A 19,431-nucleotide genomic window follows, 5' to 3' on the forward strand; every position below is an offset into this window, starting at 1 on the left:
TTGTGCGCACTGTGCGTATTGTTCCCTCTGCGCCTTCTGTGCGCAGACGAGGGGAGCGAAATGTTCTTATCTTTTATAACTATACAAAATAATTTAAATTTTTAAGTAACATTCTGAGAACAAAGCCTGCCGCATTGCACCCCGGCACGCTCTGTGTCACAACCAGATCTGGCGTGCGGCGGCAAACCCGGAAGCCGCACTCGCGCGGCCGGAATACGCCCCACCGGGCTCGCGCCCGCCGGGATACGCCCTGCGCGTCCCCTGCGCAAAAACTTTTTCCCCAACCACCGCTCCCAGTGGAGGCTTGCCATGTTGAGCGTTTTTGAGTTGTTCAAGATTGGCATTGGGCCGTCCAGTTCCCACACCATGGGGCCCATGCTGGCGGGACGGTGCTTTGCCGGGGAGCTGGCGGGCCTGGGGCTGCTGGGCATGACGGCGCGGGTGCGGGTGGAGCTGTTCGGTTCTCTGGCGCTCACCGGTCGGGGGCACGGCACGGACGCGGCCGTGCTGGCGGGTCTGGAAAATGAAGACCCGGAGCATGTGGACCCGGCCCGGCTTCCTGCCCGTGCGGCGGCGCTGCGCCAAGGGGGCGACCTTATGCTGGCGGGGGTGCAGCCCGTGCCCTTTGCCTATGATCAAGACCTGCTGGAACACAAAGGACTGTTTTTGCCCCGCCACGCCAACGCCCTGACCCTCACGGCCCTGGGCCCGGACGGCAGCGTGCTGCACGCGCGCACCTACTATTCCATAGGCGGCGGGGCCATCCGCACGGATACGAACTTTGACAGCCCGGACGAGGATTATCCCGCCCCGCCCTACCCTTATGAAACCGCCGCGGAGCTTTTTGCCCACTGCGCGGCGCAGCGCATGAGCGTGGCCCAGGTGGTGCGGGCCAATGAGGTCTTCTGGCGTTCGGAAGAGGAAGTGGACGCCCGGCTGGACGCCATTATGGCTGTGATGAAGGAAGCCGTGGAACGGGGCTGCTGCACGGACGGCGTGCTGCCCGGCGGCTATCGGGTGCGCCGCCGCGCGCCCAACCTGCTGCGCAAGGTCAGCGCCCTGCAGGCGGCGGGGCGGCGGGATCTGAGCCTCTGGCCCATGCTCTACGCCTTTGCCGTGGCGGAAGAAAACGCCTCCGGCGGGCGGGTGGTCACCGCGCCCACCAACGGATCGGCGGGCGTGGTGCCGGCGGTGCTGCTCTATTACCAGAACTTCTACCCCCACGCCACGGAAGAAGGCGCACGCGACTTCCTGCTCACGGCCGGGGCCATCGGCCTGTTCTACAAGTGCAAGGCCTCCATTTCAGGCGCGCAGGTGGGCTGCCAGGGCGAAGTGGGGGCGGCCTGCTCCATGGCGGCCGGGGCTTACTGCGCCGTCACCGGCGGCAGCGTCAAACAGGTGGAAGTGGCGGCCGAAATCGGCATGGAGCACAACCTGGGCCTGACCTGCGACCCCGTGGGCGGCCTGGTGCAGATACCCTGCATTGAGCGCAACGGCGTGGCCGCCGAACGCGCCGTTAACTGCGCCCAGCTTTCCCGCCTGGAAGACGGGCGCGAGCGCGTGGTCTCTCTGGACCAGATCATCGGCGTCATGTACCGCACCGGTCTGGACCTCCAGGCCCGCTACAAGGAAACCTCCCTGGGCGGTCTGGCCCAGGCCGTAAGCGCCGTGCTGGAACAGCGCCCGAACGCCGCCGACTGACCGAAAAGGGCCAGCGCCGCGCCAGCCGCGGAGCTTCTAGAGCAGATTACCTTTGAGAACAGGCATTCTCAAAGTTTACGGCACGCTCGTTTCGGCGCCTAACCGTGCAAATAACTTGCGCTTACGCCTCCACAACGGGCGTCTGCTCACGCAGCAGCCAGGGCCTTTCAAAGTTGAAATGCCCTCCTCCCGCCAGGGAGTCCCGCCGCGCGGCGGCATGAAGCGCCGTCACAGCCGCAGGGGAAAGAAAGGCGGGGGTGGCTCCCACGCTGCGCCGCCAGAGGGCCGCCAAAGCGGCGTGGTCCGCCCTGACGGCGCGGCGCAGACAGCGCAAGGCTTTCTCAGCCAAAGCTGACCGTTTCTCCCACGCCCATCTCCACGCAGGTGCAGGAAAGGTGCTGCTTTTGCAGGGCTTCCTTAAAGGCCGCCGTATTCTGGGCCAGCGCGGGGAAGGTGCCCCAGTGCATGGGGATGACGGCCTTGCAGGCCAGGAGTTTGCAGGCCAGGGCGGCCTGGCGGGCGTCCATGGTGAACACGCCGCCCACGGGCAGCAGGGCCACGTCAATGGAATACAGCCGCCCCCACAGCTCCATGCCGCTGAATACGCAGGTATCGCCCGCGTGGTACACGGTGAGGCCGTCGGGCATGCGCACAATGTAGCCCGCAGGCGCGCCGGAATCGCTGGAGTGGTAGGCCTGGGTCATGGTCACGCTCACGCCCTTGCAGCTCACCGTGCCGCCCATGTTGAAGCCGATGCCGTTCAGCACCTGCGCCTGCGGCACGCCCGCCGCAACCAGTTTGCCCGCCGTGCCCACAATGGCCCCCAGCATGGCCCCGGTGCGGCGGCACACCTCCACCGCTTCCCCCACATGATCGCTGTGGTCGTGGGTCACCAGCACCAGGTCCACTGGGCCGACGGTGGCCGCGCTCATGTCCGAAGGCGGCGCAAAAAAAGGATCAAGGACAACCTGCGCCGCAGGGCAGGCAATTTTAAAGGCCGAATGGCCGTACCAGGTAATGGAGCTCATGCTCATGCCTCCCGCGTCCGAAGCCGGACGCCGCGCTTGCGGCACCGGGCGACGCGCCGCCCGTGTGCCCGTTCTTGGAGCAGACTGCCTTTGAGAACAGGCATTCCCAAAGGTTACGACGCGCTCGTTCCGAGGTCTGCCAGCGCAAATGCCCTGCGCTGGCGCCTCCACGGCGCGCCTCTGCCCACGCAGCCGCCCCGGCATTCCAAAATTGAAATGCCGCATCCGCAAGCAAGAACCTGCGCCGGACGGGCCGTCAGCCCGCCGTCGGCGCGTCCCCCCAGCGCCCCAGCTGGTGCGGCAGCCCCAGCTGGTCAAAAATGCGGCCGCAGGCCTGGCGCAACAGTTCATCCAACGACTGCGGCCGCAGATAAAACCCCGGCGAAAAAGGCATGATCACGGCCCCGGCCTCCTGCAGCGCGAGCATATTGCGCAGATGCACGGCGGAAAGCGGGCTCTCCCGCGTGACCAGCACCAGCGGGAGCCGCTCCTTAAGGGCCACGTCCGCCGCACGCTGCAGCAGATTGCGCGTGGCCCCGCTGGCCAGAGCGCCCAGAGTGCCCATGGAGCAAGGGGCCACCAGCATGGCCGCCGGAACAGGACCGCGCCGCCACCAGGATCCGCTGGCCGGCCCGGCCCCCAGATCCTCCGGGGCATAAACTTCTGCCGCGTGGGCCGTAAGCCGCTCCGGCCCGGCCCCGCATTCGGCCCGCAGCACGGCCCGCGCGCCCTGTGAAACAATGCAGTGCACGCGCACCCCCGCCATGCGGGCCAGCAGCCGCAGCGCGCATTCGGCCAGCGCCATGCCGCTGGCCCCGCTCACGCCCACCACGATGTCGCGCGCGGGCTGCCCTGCGGCCTCAGCGCCGCGTCCATCGCCATGCACACCATATTCGCCCATCACTGTTTTTCCCCGCAGCTTGTGACCGCCCGGCGTTCCCTTGCGCGCCCCTCGTCGCCAGCGGCGTGTTTCTTAGCATAAGCCACAACCCTGTGGGCCGCAAACGCCCGCTCCGGCGCGCAACCGCGCCGCAAAGCCACGCCTGCGCCTTTGCGGCGGGCCTCTGCGCGACAACTGCCAGAGCCTTTCAAGGGTGCAATGTTTCCCCTTTTTTTTCTTTCAGGGCGATTTCGGCCAGAGCGTTGACGCAGGCGGCGGCCAGGGCGGAACCGCCCTTACGGCCCAGGAGGGTGAAGTGGGGCCAGGGGCTTTGGTGGAGCAGGGCCTTGGACTGAGCGGCGTTGACGAAGCCCACGGGCATGCCGACGATCAGGGCGGGAGCGGGCGCGCCCGCGGCCAGGGCGTCCAGCAGGCCCAGAAGGGCGGTGGGGGCATTGCCGATGGCCACGATCTGTCCGCCCATGCGGGGGGCCAGCAGCTCCAGCCCGGCGCGGGTGCGCGTGGTGTCGCGGGTTCTGGCCAGCGCTTCCAGACCGGGCAGGCTCATAATGGGCATGACCCTGACGCCCAGGGGGGTCAGGCGGCGCAAGGGCAGCCCGGCGGCAGCCATGCGGGTATCGGTAAAAACCGTGCAGCCGCGCAGCAGGGCTGCAACGCCATTGCGCAGGCCCTGGGCGCTCAGGCGCAGGTCGGGGAGAATTTCCGTATCGCCCAGGGTGTGGATGCAGCGCCGGGCCACCTGCCAGAGAGGGCCGGAAAAGGGGCGCGGCTCCGGGATTTCGGCGTCGATGACCGCAAAGGAGCGGGCCTCAATGGCCGCGGGGGTGTGGGCCGGATCCAGCGCAAGCTCGCGCGCGGCGTCCGTGCCGGTTCCGGGGGGCGATTGCCGGGGGTGTGCTGTGGCCGGTGCTGTGGCCTGTGCTGTGGCCTGTGCTGTGGCCTGTGCTGTGGATTGACCCGCTGTGGGGCCGGGATGGCGTGGGGGCATGGGGCGTCCTTGGGGCAGCGCCGGACAGGCGTCCGGTTGGGGTTCAGATGCGGGGCAGGGCGCGCAGCCAGGCCCGCCAGAAACGGCGGGAGCCTTCAGGATAGCAGTGCAGCCAGGATCCGGCCGCGCAGCCCAGGCGGCAGCCCTCCTCCCGCAGCAGGACGCCCGCGCTGTCGTACAGACGCCAGAGGGGGCGGCAGGCGGGGGGCAGGGGGCCGTTCTCCGCAGCATAGTGGTATTCGTGCCCCCGCGTCCAGAGGGGGGCGGCGTGGGCCTGGGGGCCGGGGGGCGCCGGCCAGCCCGGCAAGGCCAGGGCGGCGCGGTAGCCCAGGGCCGCGCGGCGGTCGGAGAGGGTGCAGCTCAGGGGCAGCAGGCCGCTCATGGGGTAATCCTGCCCTTGCAGCCGCAGAGAGCGCATGAGGTAGATATAGCCGCCGCATTCGCCGTAGACGGGACGGCCCTCCCGCGCCAGACGGACCAATGCCGCGCGGAAGGCCGTGTTGGCCGCCAGGGCCGCGGCGTGCAGCTCCGGATAGCCGCCGGGAAAGTAGAGGCCCGCACAGTCCGGGGGCGGGGCTTTGTCCTGCAGGGGAGAAAAGACGACCACCCGCGCGCCCAGCTCCTGCCAGAGGGCGGGCAGATCCGCATAGCAGAAGCTGAAGGCCGCGTCCCAGGCCAGGCCGACAACAGGGCGGCGCGCCGCGCGGGGCCGCGGGCGGGTTGCGGCGGCCTGCACGGCAGCGGCCCCGGCCGGGGCGGGCAGATCCGGGGGCAGCTGCCCGGCGGCGGCAAAAAAGCGCGTGACCGGGGCGGCCTGCCGTGCGGCGGTGTGGGGCGCGGCGGGCGCAGGGCCTTTGCCCGGCGCTTTTTGTGCGGCGCGCCGCGGCGCAAGCCCCAGGCGGCGCAGCAGCAGGTCCAGGCGGCAGTTTTGCTCCAGCCAGCAGGCCAGGGCCGCCGGGTCCACCTGGGGCAGGGCCTCGCGGGCCTCCACCAGGCCCAGATGGCGGGAGCGCAGATCCGGCGCGCCCTCGCGCGGCAGAAGGCCCAGCAGGGGAAGCTCCCTGCGCAGGGGGGCCAGGGCCGCGCGCAGCAAGGCGGCGTGGCGCGGGCTGCCCACATGGGTGCAGACAAGGCCCAGAAAGGAGAGGGGTGCCTCGCGGGCCGCCCAGGCAGGACGGTGGCGCAAAAAGCCTTCGGCCACGGCCGCGGCAGACTGCCCCAGGCCCCCGGCGTGCAGGCAGAGCAGCACGGGCAGGCCCAGGCGGGCCGCCAGCTGGGCCGTACTGCCCGCACCTTTGTGCCCGCCGTCAAAAAGGCCCATGGCCCCTTCCGCCACAATGAGGTCAGGGGGGCGGCCGTCCGCATCCGGCGCGGCAAGGCGGGCGTACAGCCTGACCAGGCCGGGGGGCAGGCCGCGCCCAGCGCCCGGACGTGAGGCGGGGCGTGCCTCGCGGCACATCCAGGTATCCAGGTTGGCGGCGGGGCGGCCCGTGAGCGCGGCGTGGAAGGCCACGTCAATGAAATCCGGGCCGGTTTTGGCGGCGTGCACGTTCAGGCCCCTGGCGCGCAGGGCGCAGAGCAGGGCCAGCGTAAGGGTGGTTTTGCCGCTGGCGCTGCCCGTGCCGGCCACCACGCAGCCGGGGGGCGCGGCGAGGCCGGGGCCGGACGCGCGCACGGCGGCTCCGCTCAGGCCTTGGCCTCGACCAGCAGGCGGGTGATCAGCTCGTGCAGCTTGACGGAAAGGGCCTTGAGGTCCGGCTTGGTGTACTGGGCGTCCGCACCCACCACGGCGCACTTGCGGGAGAGGCTTTCGTTGATCATGGAAGAAAAGATGGCCACGGGCAGCCTGCGCAGCACGGGGTCTTCCTTGATGTGCTTGCACAGGGCCAGGCCGTCCATGGCGGGCATTTCAATGTCCGTGATGACGCCCTGCACATAGTCGAAAATGGGCCGGTCTTCCTGCTGGCTGCGGTCACGCAGCTCCTGCAGGTATTTCCAGGCTTCCTGCCCGTTGACGCGCTGCTCCACCACGAAGCGGCCTTCCTTGTTGAGCAGATCCAGCAGCAGGGAGCGAATGCTGCTGGAATCGTCCACATGCAGGATGCGGTAGGTTTTGCCGTCCTGCTCGGTAAGCGCCGCGCCGTCAAAGCGCAGGGCCATGGCCGGGTGCAGCTCGGCCACAATGGCTTCCAGGTCCAGCAGGAAGATGACCCGTTCTTCCAGGCGCACCACGCCGGTGATGGAACTGCGGCTCATGTTCTGCAGGAACTGGCCGGGGGCCTCCACATCCGTCCAGCTCAGGCGGTAGATGCGGTTGACGCCGGAGACCAGGAAACCCGTGCAGACCTTGTTGAACTCGGTGACAATAACCTTGGCGTCCTCATTGGTGATGGGGCCGCTGCCCAGAAACTGGGCCATGTCAATAAGCGGCACGATGCGTCCGTTGCGGTGCAGGAAGGCCCCCAGCAGGGCCTTGTGGCGCATTTCGGGCATGGCCGTCACTGGCTGGCGGCGGCCGATCTCCACAACCTTAGCCACGTTGAGGCCGTAGTGGGCCTCGTAGCCGTCCTGGTTGACGAAAAACTCGACGATTTCCAGCTCGTTGGTGCCGGTTTCCAGCAGGATATTGGTCTGGGCCATGGTCCCCTCCTCGGGCGGTCCGCAGGGGCCGCGACACGCCGCATGTCCTGTTATCGGTTAAGCGGGAAAAACGTTTAGGCCCGTTCTTACGCCATCACGCTTTCCCCGGAGGGCATGTCCGTCGCCGCGTCCCGCAGGGCGGCCCGGATGCGGCACACCCCGCAGAGGTCGCCCGAAGACGTGGGATACCCGCACTGCGGGCAGGGCCGCAGCTCCTGCCCCTGCTCGGCCTCGCGCCGGGCAAAGACCGGGCGTCCGCGGGCCAGAAAACCCTGATAAAAATCCAGCTTGCGGCCGGGCATGGCCGCCTCCAGCTGCTGCAGCAGCCCTTTGAGCACGCTGAAACTGGCCCCAGGGCTGTAGGGGCAGGGCGCATAATGGTTCTCTATGCCCATGAGGAAGGCGTAGTTGGCCGTCTCAAATTCCGTAAGCCGCCAGAGGGGCTTGACCTTGCGCACAAAACCGCTCTCGCTGTCCAGGCGCGGCCCCTGGTCCGAAAGGTAGGCCGTATCCCAGCGCAGGGCGTTGCTGAACAAACGCGCCGCCTCGTCGTCCAGGTTGTGCCCCGTGGCCAGGGCGTCAAAGCCTTCGTCCATAGCCACCTTATTGAAAAAATAGCGCTTGATCTTGCCGCAGGCCGAACAGATGGGGCGGTGCAGGCGCGCCTTGACCAGCGGAATAGCCAGGCCTTCAGCCGCCATTTCTCTGACCATGAGCCGCAGGCCGTGCCTGGCGCAGAACCGCTCCGTCACGCCCCGCGCAGCCGCCGAAGAACCGGGAATGCCCAGATCAATGTGCAGGCCCGTAACGTTATAGCCCTGGCGGGCCAGCTCCAGCATGAGCGCCAGCGAATCCTTGCCGCCGGAAAGCGCCACCAGCACCCGCTCCTCACGGGTGAAAAGCCCCTGTCCCTCAATGCCGCGCGCCACCTGCCGGGCAAAAAAATCCTTGTAGCACGCGGGGCAGAAGGCTGCGTTGTGGCTGCGCAGGGCCACCACGGCCTCGGCTTTGCAGATTTTACACTTCATCTGTTTGCGGGATTTCCTTGTTTTGTGGAGTTCTTGGGCGTGCGGAAGGGAACTTTTGTTCACAAAAGCCCCCTTCCCCATCCATCCTTCAAAAAACGCTATTCCTTTCGAGGCGCATGAGGGGCGGCCCGGCAGAGACAACAGGCGGTCGCGGCCCAGGGCGCGTCAGGTCCGTTCCTCTGCCGGGGCATCGGGCGGCAGCCAGCCCAGCTCCCGGCCCCAGGCCGCATAGCGGCGGCAGGTCCGGGCGGCAAAGGCGTCCAGCCCCACCAGCGGCCGCAGCGCCGCACTCGCCGCCGCCAGGCTGCGGCGCAGGCCCGCGTCGGTCATGACGTCGATCATGGCCTTGGCCAGGGACTGCGGATCCTCCGGCGGCACCAGCAGGGCGGGCGCGCCCGCTCCGGCCTCCGCGGAGGCCTGGGCGCATGCGGCAGGAGGTCTTTCCGCCTCCGCCGCGTCCGGGTGCAGCCGGGCCGCATCCAGCCGCTCCAGGTGCAGGGGCGTCCGGGTGCAGATGACGGGCAGGCCAGCCGCGGCCCCGGCCCAGAGGGTTTCGGGCAGCTCCTCCGGCGATGCGCCGGGAGCGATCCAGGCCCGGCAGGCGGGCAGAATCCGCGCCAAGGGCTGCTCGTTGAGCAGGCAGAGGCGCGCGGCCACGCCCAGGGTTACGGCCTCGTCCAGCAATTCCTGATAGCGCGGACCGCCGCCCAGAGCGCGGACTTCCCAGGGGGGCAGGTCTTCACGCTGCCAGATGGCGGCCATGGCCCGGGCGACGATCTGCGCGCCGGAGCGGGGGGTGAGGGCATCGCCCAGGCCGAAGATGAAGCGGGCCTCCGGAGCGACGGCAGAAGGGGCTGCGGCGGGCCCTTCCGGTTCCAGAACCATGCCCGGAGCCAGAACGACGCAGCGTGAGCCGGCAAGCGGCAAAGGCCGCAGACGGGGGCGGACCGCCCCCCGGCGGGCCTCCTGAGCCGCGGCCAGCCGGGACCGGATGTACCCGGAGCCGCACAGGATTTTATGGACGGCGTCCAGGGCCGCTCCGGGGGGAGCCAGGGGCGGCCGCTGCCAGAAGGCGTGGGCCAGCAGGGTGCTGCCGCGCGGCCGCAGCCGGAGCAGCCTTCGCCCCAGGGCCAGGGCTTCCTCGCTCACAGTCTGGACCAGCAGGCGCGGGTGGCGGCGTTGCCAGCGCCAGAGGCGGAACAGGGTTACGGGATTGGCCGGGTTTGCGCCGGGCAGGGGCAGCACGGGCAGATTAAGGGCCGCGGCCCGGCGGTGCAGGGGCGAGCCCTGCCGGCAGGCCAGCATGGGGGCCAAGGGGCCGCCATCGCGCATATACAAGGCCAACGCCAGGGCGTGCTCCTCCTCCAGGCGGGCCGTGCGCAGGGGCGAGCCCAGCTCCGCCCAGCGGTGCTGCTCCTCCAGGGAAGGAGGCGGCGTGTCCTGGGGGGCCAGCAGCAGAACGCGCATCAGATGCGGGGCCGCAAGGGCGCGCCGGGACGCGCGCTGCACCGACGGTCAGGCTGACGGGGTGGAAAGGGCAACAGGGCCGGGGCGTGCATGGGCAGTCTCCGGACGCCGGGAAAGCCCACGGCCTCCCCGGCGTCCCTGTGGACAGCCTGACGGAGCGGGTTCCGTCAGCGCAGAAACACGTTTTTATCCCGCACGCGCACCAGGTCACGGCGGAGCAGCTCTTCGGCGATCTGCACGGCGTTGAGGGCCGCGCCTTTGCGCACATTGTCGGCCACGATCCACATGTTCAGGCCATTGGGGATGGTCTCGTCCTCGCGGATGCGGCCCACATAGGTGGCGTCTTCGCCCACGCAGTAGGCGGGCATGGGGTACATGAGCTCGCGCGGGTTGTCGAAAACGCGCACGCCGGGGGCCTGGGAGAGCATGACCCTGGCCTCCTTGGGCGTGATTTTCTTTTCCGTCTCCACGTTTACGGATTCGGCGTGGCAGTAGAACACGGGCACCCGCGCGCAGGTGGCTGTAACCTTGACCGTGGGATCGTTGAAGATCTTCACGGTTTCGTTGACCATTTTCATTTCTTCCTTGGTGTAGTCGTTCTCCAGGAAGACGTCGATGTGCGGCAGCACGTTGAAGGCGATGCGATAGGGGTAGACCTTGCTTTCCGGGTCGCGGGAGTTGAAAAGGTCGCGCACCTGGCGCTCCAGCTCTTCCATGCCCTTCTGCCCGGTGCCGGACACGGCCTGATAGGTGGAAACCACCACCCGGCGGATTTTGCCCGCGTCGTGCAAGGGCTTGAGCACCACCAGCATCTGAATGGTGGAGCAATTGGGATTGGCGATGATGCCCTGGTGCGCGTCCAGGGCCTGGGGGTTCACTTCCGGCACCACCAGGGGGCAGCGGTCGTCCATGCGCCAGGCGGCGGAGTTGTCCACCACCACGCAGCCCGCATGGGCCGCATGGGGGGCGAACTTCTGCGAAGTGGCCCCGCCGGCGGAGAAAATAGCCAGATCCACGCCGTCAAAGACGTCTTCTTTCAGCTCGTGGACGGTGATTTCGCGCTCCCCGTAGGGCACTGTGACGCCCTCGGAACGGGCGGAAGCGAAGGCCCGCACTTCCGTGGCGGGAAAGTCCCGCTCGTGCAGGGTCTTGAGCATTTCACGGCCTACGGCGCCTGTGGCGCCCACAACGGCAACGGTCAGCTTTTTGCTCATCTGGTCGATTCTCCTTGGGATGTTCGCTTCCGCTCCAGGCGGAGGGCCGTCAGTATAGCCATCCCCGGCGCAAAAGTGAAGGCGCTTTGCGGCCCCATTTCCCTGGGCCGACAGTGCGCCTTGCGCGGCCCCTGAGGGGAGAAAATTTTTAAAGGGGATGGGGGCGTGGGGGAAAGGGGACCTTCGTGAACAAAAGTTTCCCCTTCCTCCCACAAAAAACACCCCGCCTACTCTTCCGCGTTGTCTTCCTCCAGACGGGCGCGGCGGGCGGCCTCCTGCTTGCGTTCGCGGGTGCCCAGGGGGCGCAGGGCCAGGAAATCCGCATTGCGGTCTTGCTGACGGCAGAAGATGAGGAAGCCGGTGTGGGCGATCATGCGGTCTTCGGGGCGCAGGCGGTCAGCCAGGGGCTTCCAGCGGCGCATAAGGATTTCGCAGACTTCCGTATCCCCAAAGGGGCCGCGCTCCAGCCCCAGCAGAAGTTTGCCCACCTGGTCCACGGTGGGCAGCAGAAAGCCGAAGGTCGCGCCGGGGCGCACGGCGGCCAGGGCCTGGTCCAGGTATTCCCAGGGGGTGCGCACGTCCAGGAAGAGGGCGTCGGCCCCGCTTACGGCAAAGCCCTCGGCGATATCCCGGTGGTGCAGCTCCACATTTTCCCCCACGCCGGCCCATTGCAGGTTGCGGCGGGCCAGGGCCAGGAATTCTTCGCGGGCCTCGTGGCTGACCACGCGCCCCGTGGGCCCGCAAAACCAGGAAAGGCCGGTGGTCAGCCCGCCGGAGCCGCAGCCGGCTTCGATAATAGTCCGCCCCGGTCCGGCCCCCAGGCGCAGGCAGATGTAGGCGATGTCCTTCGGATAGATGATCTGCGTCTGGCGTTTGAGGCCCTTGAGCCGGTCATGAAGGGTAGCCTCCTGCACCTGCATGGGCACGCCCGTATTGGTGTAGAGCACGTCGCCGTAGCGGGAGGCGGCCGCCTCCGCCGCGCGGAGGACGCCGTCGTTGCCGTGCCAGTCCTGGCCTTCTTCCAGCCGTTTTATGTAGCGACGGCCCTTGGGCGTCACAAAAACAACAAGCGAACCGTAGGGAATCATGCGCGTCCTTTTGTCTTGCAGGTGATGAAGGGGGGGCAGCGCCCGCGCCCAGGCCGCTTGTGGGCAGAAAAGCGCCCTCTTGTCAACGGGCGGCGGCGCTTTTCCTTTACAAGCGCGCGAACCCCGTGTATAAGGGGAAATCCATTAACTATATCACAATACCTTGATATGCAGATATTAACCACACCCCACGATCTGGAAGCGCAGTGCCGCGCCTGGCGCAAGGCCGGGGACGACATCGCCCTGGTGCCCACCATGGGCTATTATCACGCCGGGCATGAAGACCTTATGACCCACGCCAGGGGCCTGGCCCGGCGGCTGGTGGTGAGCCTGTTTGTCAACCCCGCCCAGTTCGGCCCCGGCGAAGACCTGGAGGCCTACCCCCGCGATGCGGAACACGACGCGGCCATTGCCGCCGCGCACGGGGCGGACGTGCTGTTCCGGCCCGAGCCGGGGGCCATGTACGCCCCGGATCACGCCACCTGGGTGGAAGTGCCGGAGCTGGCCAGGGGCCTGTGCGGGCAGACGCGGCCCACGCACTTTCGCGGCGTGTGCACCGTGGTGCTCAAACTTTTTCTGCTTACCGGGGCGGACGTGGCCGTGTTCGGCCAGAAGGACTGGCAGCAGCAGGCCATTCTGCGCCGCATGGCGCGGGATCTCAACGTGCCCGTGCGCATCGTGACCCGCCCCACCGTGCGCGAGGCCGACGGCCTGGCGCTCTCCTCCCGCAATCTTTATCTTACGCCGCAGGAACGCGCCCAGGCCCCGGAGATCCGTCAGGGCCTGCTCTACGCCCGCAAGCTGGCGGAAGAGGGCGAAACCAACACAAGCCTGCTGCGCGAGGCCGTGCTGCGGCGCTGGGCCGAACGGCTGCCCCTGGGCCGGCTGGATTACCTGAGCGTGGTGCACCCCGAATCCCTCGCGCCCCTGACCGCCGTGGGCGACGCCGCCCTTATGGCCTGCGCCGTGCGCATGGGCAAGGCCCGGCTTATCGACAACATCCTGCTCCGCCCGTGAGACGCGCGCCGCACACGGCGGGGCAGACGGCGCTTTCCCCCGGTTTTTCATAATACCCCTTCGCGTCGCGCTCGGCGCACCCAAGGAGAACGGCATGCAAACCAAGGGCAAATACTATTTCACTTCCGAATCCGTCACTGAAGGCCACCCCGACAAGGTGGCTGACCAGATTTCCGACGCCGTGCTGGACACCCTGCTGGCCCAGGACCCCGACGCCCATGTGGCCTGCGAAACCCTGGTGACCACGGGCATGGCCCTTATCGCCGGCGAGATCACCACCTCCGGCTACGCGGACCTGCCCCGCGTAGTGCGCGAAACCATCCGGAACATCGGCTACAGCAATTCCGGCATGGGCTTTGACTGGCAGACCTGCGCCGTCATCAACACCATCGGGCACCAGTCCCCGGACATTGCCCAGGGCGTGCGGCGCGAAAAACCCGAAGACCAGGGCGCGGGCGACCAGGGCATGATGTTCGGCTACGCCTGTGACGAAACCGCCACCCTCATGCCCGCCCCCATTTACTGGGCGCACCAGCTCTCCCAGCGCCTCGCCAAGGTGCGCAAGGACGGCCTGGTGGACTTCTTCCGCCCGGATGGCAAGACCCAGGTTTCCTTTGAATACCAGGACGGCAAGCCCGTGCGCATCAACAACGTGGTGGTCTCCACCCAGCACGCGAAAAGCGCCAGCCAGGCCGACGTGGCCGAAGCCGTGAAAAAACACGTCATCCGCCCCGTGCTGGAACCCACCGGCTACTTTGACGAAAAGCACTGCGAAATCTTCATCAACACCACAGGCCGCTTCGTGGTGGGCGGCCCCATGGGCGACTGCGGCCTCACCGGCCGCAAGATCATCCAGGATACCTACGGCGGCAGCGGACACCACGGCGGCGGGGCCTTCTCCGGCAAGGATCCCTCCAAGGTGGACCGCTCCGGCGCGTATATGGGCCGCTACATCGCCAAGAACGTGGTGGCCGCCGGCCTCGCCCCGGTCTGCGAAGTGCAGATCGCCTACTGCATCGGCGTGGCCCAGCCCGTAAGCGTGCTCGTCTCCTCCCAGGGCAGCGGCGAGATCCCCGATGAAGTGCTTACCCGCGCCGTGCGCGAAGTTTTTGACCTGCGCCCCTACTTCATCACCAAACGCCTGGACCTCAAACGCCCCATTTACCAGAAAACCTCCTGCTACGGTCACTTCGGACGCGAACTTCCCGAATTTACCTGGGAAAAAACCGACGCCGTGGCCGACCTGCGCACCGCCGCCAAGGTCTAGCCGGGGAAGAAAAACAACGGGGGGAAGGGGACTTTTGTGAACAAACGTCCCCTTCCCCCCACGCCCCCATCCTTCAAAAAGCTTTTTTCTCCTCAGGAAACGCGCGGGACGTACCCTGGACAGAGGGTGTTTGAGGGGAAAATGCGGACAAATCCGGCGGCGACAGAGATCCCCTTCGGGGGGGTTACGGGCGCCCTCGAGCAGACGCTCGTCGTGTTAGGTGTAAGCGCAATGCATTTGCGCTGTTACGCGCCGGAACGAGCGTGTCGCAGTCTTTGAGAAGGTCTGTTCTCAAAGGCGAGATGCTCTGGCGGAAGTTTTTTTTGCGGCAACAAGGCGCGCTCTCAGCGCAGCTGCGCGCCGCGCGCCCCGATGGCGTAGAAATTGCGCCCCACGCGCGAGGCCCCGTTGAGCAGGGTGCTGGTAAGGCCCAGGTAGTCGGTCTGAGAACGGTTGTTGAGGTACTGGGCCTGGAGGCCCGCCTCCGTGGCCTGATTGCGCAGGGCCCAGGCGCGCAGATCCTGGTTGTAGGCCTGGGCGTTGGCCTGCTGCTTAAGGGAAAGCGCGTCCAGCTCCCCTTTTTCGGCCGTATCCAGGTTGCGGTCCAGGGTCGAGCCCACGTCCACAGTTGCGCCGCTGGCCCCGGCTTCGGCCCTTTGGCTGCCAATGACGCGCGCGGTTTCCTGACGCTTTTTTACCGCATCGTCGTAGCCTTCACGTCGCTGGGCGCGGGCGGACTCTTCGGCAACCTGGGCGTTCTGCTCGGCGACCTGGGCGCTGCGGCGGGCCAGCCGGGACTGATAGTCGCTCTGCGCCTGCTGGTTGGCGGCCTGCTGCAGGGCCCCGGCCGTGCCCGCAACGGCTCCGGCCAGGGCCACGGCGGCGCTGATGGCCGCGGCTGTACTGGTGGCAATGGCCATCTCAACATACCTCCTTATGCCAGACGGTTTCGGTCAGCTGCGCGCCCAGGCGACGGTAAAGGACGTCGCAGGGGCGCGAGGCCGGAGAACTGTACTGGATAAGCCCCACGCCTTTCTGGCGCAGGGCCGCTTCGGCATGGCGCAGCAGGCGCAGGGCATTGGGCCCGCGCCGCACGTCCGGCCGCAGATAGAGGCCGTCCAGGGCAGCCAGCAGAAGCCCGCGGCGGTGGGGGCAGGGCACCAGAGTAAAGGCGGCGTAGCCCGCCAGCGTTCCGTCCTGCCGGGCGGTGCTCAGGTGCAGCATGTGCAGGGCCTCCAGGTCGGCGTAGCGTTGCACGTCAAGCACGCCTTCCTGCCGCCCGTGCAGGGAAGCCTCCACCTCTTGCCAATGGGCGTCGGCCAGGGCGCGGGCCGCAGGGCCTGCCGTGGCCAGGGTTTCCGTCTGAATGGCGAACACAGGTTCCTCCTTACGGACAAAGTTTTTTCGCCCAGGGTACGCGGCCTGCACGTTTCCTGAGGAAACAAGGTTTCCCTCCCCCAACCATATTCCCCTACCCGAATGCGGTATCCACCACCAGGGCCAGCAGGCGCCACGGCAAGGGCCTGTCCTGCACCAGCCATACAGAGGTCTGCGCGTCCTGGCCGCCGCCGGGGGTGAACTCCAGGTCACCGGTATAGGGTTCGCAGGGCGCGCCGTATGTCGCTGGCAGGAAGGGGAAGTCGTAGAGCGTGGCCCGGTCCGGCCCGTATTTGCCGCCCACGCTGCGATAGAGGCGCACGACGCAGCGCCCGTAGGCCCGGCGTTTGCCCAGGGTGGATCCGGTCTGCGCGTCGGCCTCCACGGGCAGGGGGGAGAGCGCGGCCGTGTAGCCCAGGCCCGCGTGCACCACCTTGGCCGGGTACGGCAGGTTTATCTGCCCGCCCTGCACCACGCAGCCCTCCACGGGGCTGCCGTCGGCCAGCACGGAGAGCTCCAGCCCTTCCAGATGGTCCAGGCCGGTCACCGTGTCCGTGCCCTCTTCGCTGCGCCGGGTGATGCCGCAATCCACAAAAAAGGCCTCTTCAATGGCCGCATCCTGGCCAAAGGGCTCTTCCAGGCGCTCCAGAAAATACTGCGCCTGACCGTTGATCTGCCGCTCCACAACCAGCAGCAGCACGTCTGCGGTTTCGCCGGAGAGCACGGCCACGGAGTGCACCTTGCCGTCCGTGGGGTGGCGGGACCAGCCGTAAATCTCGTGTTCCTTCATGTAGGTAAGGGCCAGGAGCAGGCCGTCGTCGCGCACGCACCAGATGGTTGAACTGGGCGTTTGCTGGTAGGCCCATTGCAGGATGCTGTGACCGTCAAAAAGGTGCGGGGCCATGATGGAGAGGTCGTTGCCAGCGTAGCCGTCTTTTTCCAGGGAGTAGAAGAGGTCGCGCACCCGTGCGCCGTGGCGCTGGACGTGCATGACAGAGTTGCCGATAATCAGCGGCGCAAGCCCGCCGGCGCTGCCCCAGTAGCTTTGAGCTGTGATGCTCACCCCGGAAGGCGTGATGACGCCGTCCGTGCCCGTGGCCTTGTATTCGCTGCCGGAGGTGCCCAGGAGCAGGTCGCCGAAGCTGGCTATCCACTGGATGCTGTCGATGGAGCCGGAAGCAATCATGTATTCCACGGGGTCGTCGTCCTGCAGGGGGCGGGATTTGCGGAAGTTTTCAAAATCGCCCGTGCGGGACGCATAGAAGTAGCCGGGGCTTTTTTTGCCGCCGCCCAGGGTCATGCGCTGCTGGTGGAAGGCCACCACGCCGGGATTGTTGCCGTCGGCAAAGGGGTTCCAGTCCTCCTTGGGGGTGTCTGCGGTATCCGCTTCGTAGTTGTTGTCGATGAATTTCAGGGTCGCGCCGGCGGCGAATACGGGCGCAACGCTGTAGGCCCCCACAGTGCCGGAAGGATAGTTCGCATTGCTACCCAGTTGCCCGGTGGTGTAGCTGCTGTAGGTGCCGCTGGGGTCGTCGTCTTCACAGGGGAGCATGACCCAGAAGTAACTTTTGCTCGTGGAGGTTTTGGTACCACACTCGTAGTCTGAAGTGACGTAGTGGGTTGTGGTGTTGGTCGTCTTGGTGACGCGGATAAACGCCTTATCACCTATGATAAAGGCGTTCTGCGAAGCGGAGGCGGATACGGTGAGCTTGCTGGTGCTGCTCCAACTTGATTCGCCGTAGCAGCTGGAATTGAATACGGTGTAGGTGATGCTCCCGGCAAACTTGCTGATGCCGCAGGTCAGCGTGCCCATTTTGAGGCCCGTGAGCTCGCCGCCTTCGGCGCTGGCCGCCTTGGTCACGCCGATAAAGCCGTAATACCCGGCTTCTTCGCGATAGACGTTGTATTCCGTGGCCCCCTCCACCGCGCTCCAGGTGACGGTGGCGCTGTTGCCCTGCACCCAGTCTGAGGGATGTTTGCCCGTGGTGACGGCCCCGGCTTCGGAGGGCAGGGATTCGCGGCCATCGTCGTCCACGGCCACCACCTTGTAGCGCAGGGTGTAGCTGCCCGCCGTGCCGGAAAATTTCACGGTGGGCGTGGCCGGGGCGTCAAGGCTCTGGTTGAGGACGACTTCTTCAATGCTCCAGGCATAGCCGCCGCTTTCCGCGTCCGTGCGCAAAACTTTCTGCAGGGGATAGTCCGGATGGGCCAGATAGACCACGTCGCCCACCTGCGCGTAGGAGAGACGCAGCAGGTCCGCTGCGGCATAGGGCGTAACCACGTCCGCATCCATAAGGGCCGCGCCGTCGCTCACGCGCAGGCGGTGGTCCGAAAGGATGAGGGCGAAGTTCTGACCGGCTTCCTCGTTAAAGCTGAAAGGGAGAAGCACGGCATATTCCCCCAGCTTGGCCGCAAAGCGCGTCCCGGGGCGTCGGGCGCAGTCGCCGTGCAGGCCTGGAAGCATGTTTTCCATGCAGTTCAAGCAGTTGCGGTAGCGCGCCAGGTCGTAGCGCGCCCCCAGGGTGGGGGAAATTTCGCCGCCGGTGAAGTTTTGCAGGGCTACGCGCATGGGCTACTCCGCGGCAACGGCCGGCACTTCCGGCCACGGCGTCAGTTCACCGCCGCCGTCCCAGGGCGCACCCTCCTGCTCAGGCAGGTCACGCAGGGCCTGGCGGTAGGTCTGGACGGCGGTCAGGTCGTCGGCAGAGATGGGGTAGTCTGGCAATAGGTACTTGTCCGTGGCGGTCAGCTTGGTGTCACGCGCAGCACGCAGGCGGGAAAAACAGGCCTCGGAGCTGTTGTATTCTGACAACCGCGCAGCCTCGGCCGCAGCCTCTTCGGCGGCTATCCGGTCTTTCTCGGCTTGCCATAAAGCCACATAAGGGGCCACCTCCTCATCGTAAGCCGCAGGGTCTGCAGCAGAAAGCGTCTGATTGTAATCGTCCTCAAACTCAAGGTGCCCCTGTTGCCCATCCCACTGCAGAGCATGCAGGTTGGACGGGGCCGAAAAATCAAAGGTAAGTCCCTGACCGTCAACAAGAATCAGCTTGTCCGCAGGGACGACGGTAACTCTGGGCATAGAGCCTCCTTACAGTTTTATAATATAGGCCAACGCATAGTATGGCGGCAGGCTGGAGCTGCTGGCAGAACCTATTAAAATGGTGTGGGTGTGCGATGCATTGCCACCAGCCCGGTCAGAAACGCTCTGTGTTAAATCAGCATAGTGAGTGCCATTCGTATCGGCATTTACCAGAGCAGTGTAAGGTCTATAATAGGTATGGTTATGCGACGCCAGCTGTGCAACAGTAAGAGTAGTTTCATCGCTTGTACCGGAAACAGTATGATTATGTGTAAGCGCACCACCAGTGGAACCGGTTGTATATGTATCGTTTGCACCCAGAATCATACGCCCACGGAGGTCGGGAACAGTGCCCCCTGACCCATCAGTGCCGCCATCACACAATACCCAGTTAGTATTGGGGGTTGTGCTATTTCGTGGTATGGGATAGCGGTTATTTGTTCCGCCAAAGGAACCGGAAAAGGTCAGGATAGACCCAGCAAGAACAACATCCTCTGCGACACTTTCAGCAGCATTGGCAGCAGCTTCAGCTCTGTCGGCGGCGGATTCCGCAGCCGTGGCGCTGGCGGCAGCAGCAGTTTCAGAAGCGGCGGCATTAGTGGCAGATGCATTGGCTGCCGTGGCACTGGCGGCAGC

At 66.6% G+C, this 19,431-nt stretch carries 16 protein-coding genes and 1 pseudogene; 3 read left to right on the forward strand and 14 right to left on the reverse strand.

The annotated features are described in order from the left end of the window. Nucleotides 1-309: 309 nt before the first annotated feature. Nucleotides 310-1,701 carry an L-serine ammonia-lyase gene (locus BLS55_RS08985; RefSeq protein WP_092154469.1) on the forward strand — a complete coding sequence of 464 codons (1,392 nt, stop codon included), beginning with the start codon at nucleotides 310-312 and terminating at the stop codon, nucleotides 1,699-1,701. 341 nt (nucleotides 1,702-2,042) lie between these two features. Here the strand turns inward: BLS55_RS08985 and BLS55_RS08995 are convergent, their stop codons facing one another. The 9 genes from BLS55_RS08995 to BLS55_RS09035 form a co-directional block, all read right to left on the reverse strand. Next, nucleotides 2,043-2,729: a metal-dependent hydrolase gene (locus BLS55_RS08995; protein ID WP_092154473.1), complete on the reverse strand. Its 687-nt coding sequence runs from the start codon at nucleotides 2,727-2,729 to the stop codon at nucleotides 2,043-2,045. Nucleotides 2,730-2,985: 256 nt separating this feature from the next. Beyond that, on the reverse strand, nucleotides 2,986-3,630 hold the full coding sequence (locus BLS55_RS09000; protein ID WP_092154475.1) for a UbiX family flavin prenyltransferase: 645 nt from the start codon (nucleotides 3,628-3,630) through the stop codon (nucleotides 2,986-2,988). Between the two features lie 187 nt (nucleotides 3,631-3,817). Then, nucleotides 3,818-4,618, reverse strand: coding sequence for a precorrin-8X methylmutase (locus BLS55_RS09005; RefSeq protein ID WP_092154477.1), 801 nt, complete (start codon nucleotides 4,616-4,618; stop codon nucleotides 3,818-3,820). 43 nt (nucleotides 4,619-4,661) lie between these two features. Beyond that, on the reverse strand, nucleotides 4,662-6,293 hold the full coding sequence (locus BLS55_RS09010; RefSeq protein WP_092154479.1) for a cobyrinic acid a,c-diamide synthase CobB: 1,632 nt from the start codon (nucleotides 6,291-6,293) through the stop codon (nucleotides 4,662-4,664). An 11-nt stretch (nucleotides 6,294-6,304) separates the two neighbouring features. Next, entirely contained in the window at nucleotides 6,305-7,258 is a 954-nt protein-coding gene (locus BLS55_RS09015; protein ID WP_092154481.1) for a chemotaxis protein, read from the reverse strand. A gap of 86 nt (nucleotides 7,259-7,344) precedes the next feature. After that, entirely contained in the window at nucleotides 7,345-8,286 is a 942-nt protein-coding gene (locus BLS55_RS09020; protein ID WP_092154503.1) for a TIGR00269 family protein, read from the reverse strand. 165 nt (nucleotides 8,287-8,451) lie between these two features. After that, nucleotides 8,452-9,753: a glycosyltransferase gene (locus BLS55_RS09025; RefSeq protein ID WP_092154483.1), complete on the reverse strand. Its 1,302-nt coding sequence runs from the start codon at nucleotides 9,751-9,753 to the stop codon at nucleotides 8,452-8,454. 167 nt (nucleotides 9,754-9,920) lie between these two features. Beyond that, nucleotides 9,921-10,967: an aspartate-semialdehyde dehydrogenase gene (locus tag BLS55_RS09030; protein ID WP_092154485.1), complete on the reverse strand. Its 1,047-nt coding sequence runs from the start codon at nucleotides 10,965-10,967 to the stop codon at nucleotides 9,921-9,923. 227 nt (nucleotides 10,968-11,194) lie between these two features. Next, nucleotides 11,195-12,055: a tRNA (adenine-N1)-methyltransferase gene (locus BLS55_RS09035; protein WP_092154487.1), complete on the reverse strand. Its 861-nt coding sequence runs from the start codon at nucleotides 12,053-12,055 to the stop codon at nucleotides 11,195-11,197. 168 nt (nucleotides 12,056-12,223) lie between these two features. Between BLS55_RS09035 and panC the strand changes: the two genes are divergently transcribed. Both panC and metK read left to right on the forward strand, forming a co-directional pair. Further along, nucleotides 12,224-13,072: a pantoate--beta-alanine ligase gene (gene panC, locus BLS55_RS09040; protein WP_092154489.1), complete on the forward strand. Its 849-nt coding sequence runs from the start codon at nucleotides 12,224-12,226 to the stop codon at nucleotides 13,070-13,072. A 94-nt stretch (nucleotides 13,073-13,166) separates the two neighbouring features. Further along, the gene (metK, locus tag BLS55_RS09045; protein WP_092154491.1) at nucleotides 13,167-14,339 is read left to right on the forward strand and encodes a methionine adenosyltransferase; all 1,173 of its coding nucleotides are present in this window, start codon (nucleotides 13,167-13,169) and stop codon (nucleotides 14,337-14,339) included. Between the two features lie 344 nt (nucleotides 14,340-14,683). Here metK and BLS55_RS09050 read toward each other — a convergent pair whose 3' ends face one another. From BLS55_RS09050 to BLS55_RS12125, 5 genes and pseudogenes are all read right to left on the reverse strand, one after another. Further along, nucleotides 14,684-15,259: a hypothetical protein gene (locus BLS55_RS09050; protein ID WP_092154493.1), complete on the reverse strand. Its 576-nt coding sequence runs from the start codon at nucleotides 15,257-15,259 to the stop codon at nucleotides 14,684-14,686. A gap of 1 nt (nucleotide 15,260) precedes the next feature. Further along, nucleotides 15,261-15,716, reverse strand: a complete 456-nt coding sequence (locus BLS55_RS09055) for a GNAT family N-acetyltransferase (protein WP_092154495.1) — start codon at nucleotides 15,714-15,716, stop codon at nucleotides 15,261-15,263. A 94-nt stretch (nucleotides 15,717-15,810) separates the two neighbouring features. Beyond that, on the reverse strand, nucleotides 15,811-18,285 hold the full coding sequence (locus tag BLS55_RS12320) for a phage tail protein (RefSeq protein WP_257243195.1): 2,475 nt from the start codon (nucleotides 18,283-18,285) through the stop codon (nucleotides 15,811-15,813). 3 nt (nucleotides 18,286-18,288) lie between these two features. Then, nucleotides 18,289-18,795, reverse strand: coding sequence for a tail fiber assembly protein (locus tag BLS55_RS09070; protein ID WP_092154497.1), 507 nt, complete (start codon nucleotides 18,793-18,795; stop codon nucleotides 18,289-18,291). A 9-nt stretch (nucleotides 18,796-18,804) separates the two neighbouring features. Further along, nucleotides 18,805-19,431: pseudogene (locus tag BLS55_RS12125) on the reverse strand (hypothetical protein); the annotation flags it as partial.

This window comes from Desulfovibrio legallii, from assembly GCF_900102485.1.
Classification (GTDB): Bacteria; Desulfobacterota; Desulfovibrionia; order Desulfovibrionales; family Desulfovibrionaceae; genus Desulfovibrio; species Desulfovibrio legallii_A.

Excerpts from the sequence above, each read along its gene's own strand:
- BLS55_RS08985 (WP_092154469.1), top strand. The coding sequence starts at position 310 with ATGTTGAGCGTTTTTGAGTTGTTCAAGATTGGCATTGGGCCGTCCAGT.
- BLS55_RS12320 (WP_257243195.1), bottom strand. The coding sequence starts at position 18,285 with ATGCGCGTAGCCCTGCAAAACTTCACCGGCGGCGAAATTTCCCCCACC.
- BLS55_RS09005 (WP_092154477.1), bottom strand. The coding sequence starts at position 4,618 with ATGCCCCCACGCCATCCCGGCCCCACAGCGGGTCAATCCACAGCACAG.
- BLS55_RS09070 (WP_092154497.1), bottom strand. The coding sequence starts at position 18,795 with ATGCCCAGAGTTACCGTCGTCCCTGCGGACAAGCTGATTCTTGTTGAC.
- BLS55_RS09050 (WP_092154493.1), bottom strand. The coding sequence starts at position 15,259 with ATGGCCATTGCCACCAGTACAGCCGCGGCCATCAGCGCCGCCGTGGCC.
- panC (WP_092154489.1), top strand. The coding sequence starts at position 12,224 with ATGCAGATATTAACCACACCCCACGATCTGGAAGCGCAGTGCCGCGCC.
- BLS55_RS09035 (WP_092154487.1), bottom strand. The coding sequence starts at position 12,055 with ATGATTCCCTACGGTTCGCTTGTTGTTTTTGTGACGCCCAAGGGCCGT.
- BLS55_RS09025 (WP_092154483.1), bottom strand. The coding sequence starts at position 9,753 with ATGCGCGTTCTGCTGCTGGCCCCCCAGGACACGCCGCCTCCTTCCCTG.
- BLS55_RS09000 (WP_092154475.1), bottom strand. The coding sequence starts at position 3,630 with ATGGGCGAATATGGTGTGCATGGCGATGGACGCGGCGCTGAGGCCGCA.
- BLS55_RS08995 (WP_092154473.1), bottom strand. The coding sequence starts at position 2,729 with ATGAGCTCCATTACCTGGTACGGCCATTCGGCCTTTAAAATTGCCTGC.
- BLS55_RS09015 (WP_092154481.1), bottom strand. The coding sequence starts at position 7,258 with ATGGCCCAGACCAATATCCTGCTGGAAACCGGCACCAACGAGCTGGAA.
- metK (WP_092154491.1), top strand. The coding sequence starts at position 13,167 with ATGCAAACCAAGGGCAAATACTATTTCACTTCCGAATCCGTCACTGAA.
- BLS55_RS09030 (WP_092154485.1), bottom strand. The coding sequence starts at position 10,967 with ATGAGCAAAAAGCTGACCGTTGCCGTTGTGGGCGCCACAGGCGCCGTA.
- BLS55_RS09020 (WP_092154503.1), bottom strand. The coding sequence starts at position 8,286 with ATGAAGTGTAAAATCTGCAAAGCCGAGGCCGTGGTGGCCCTGCGCAGC.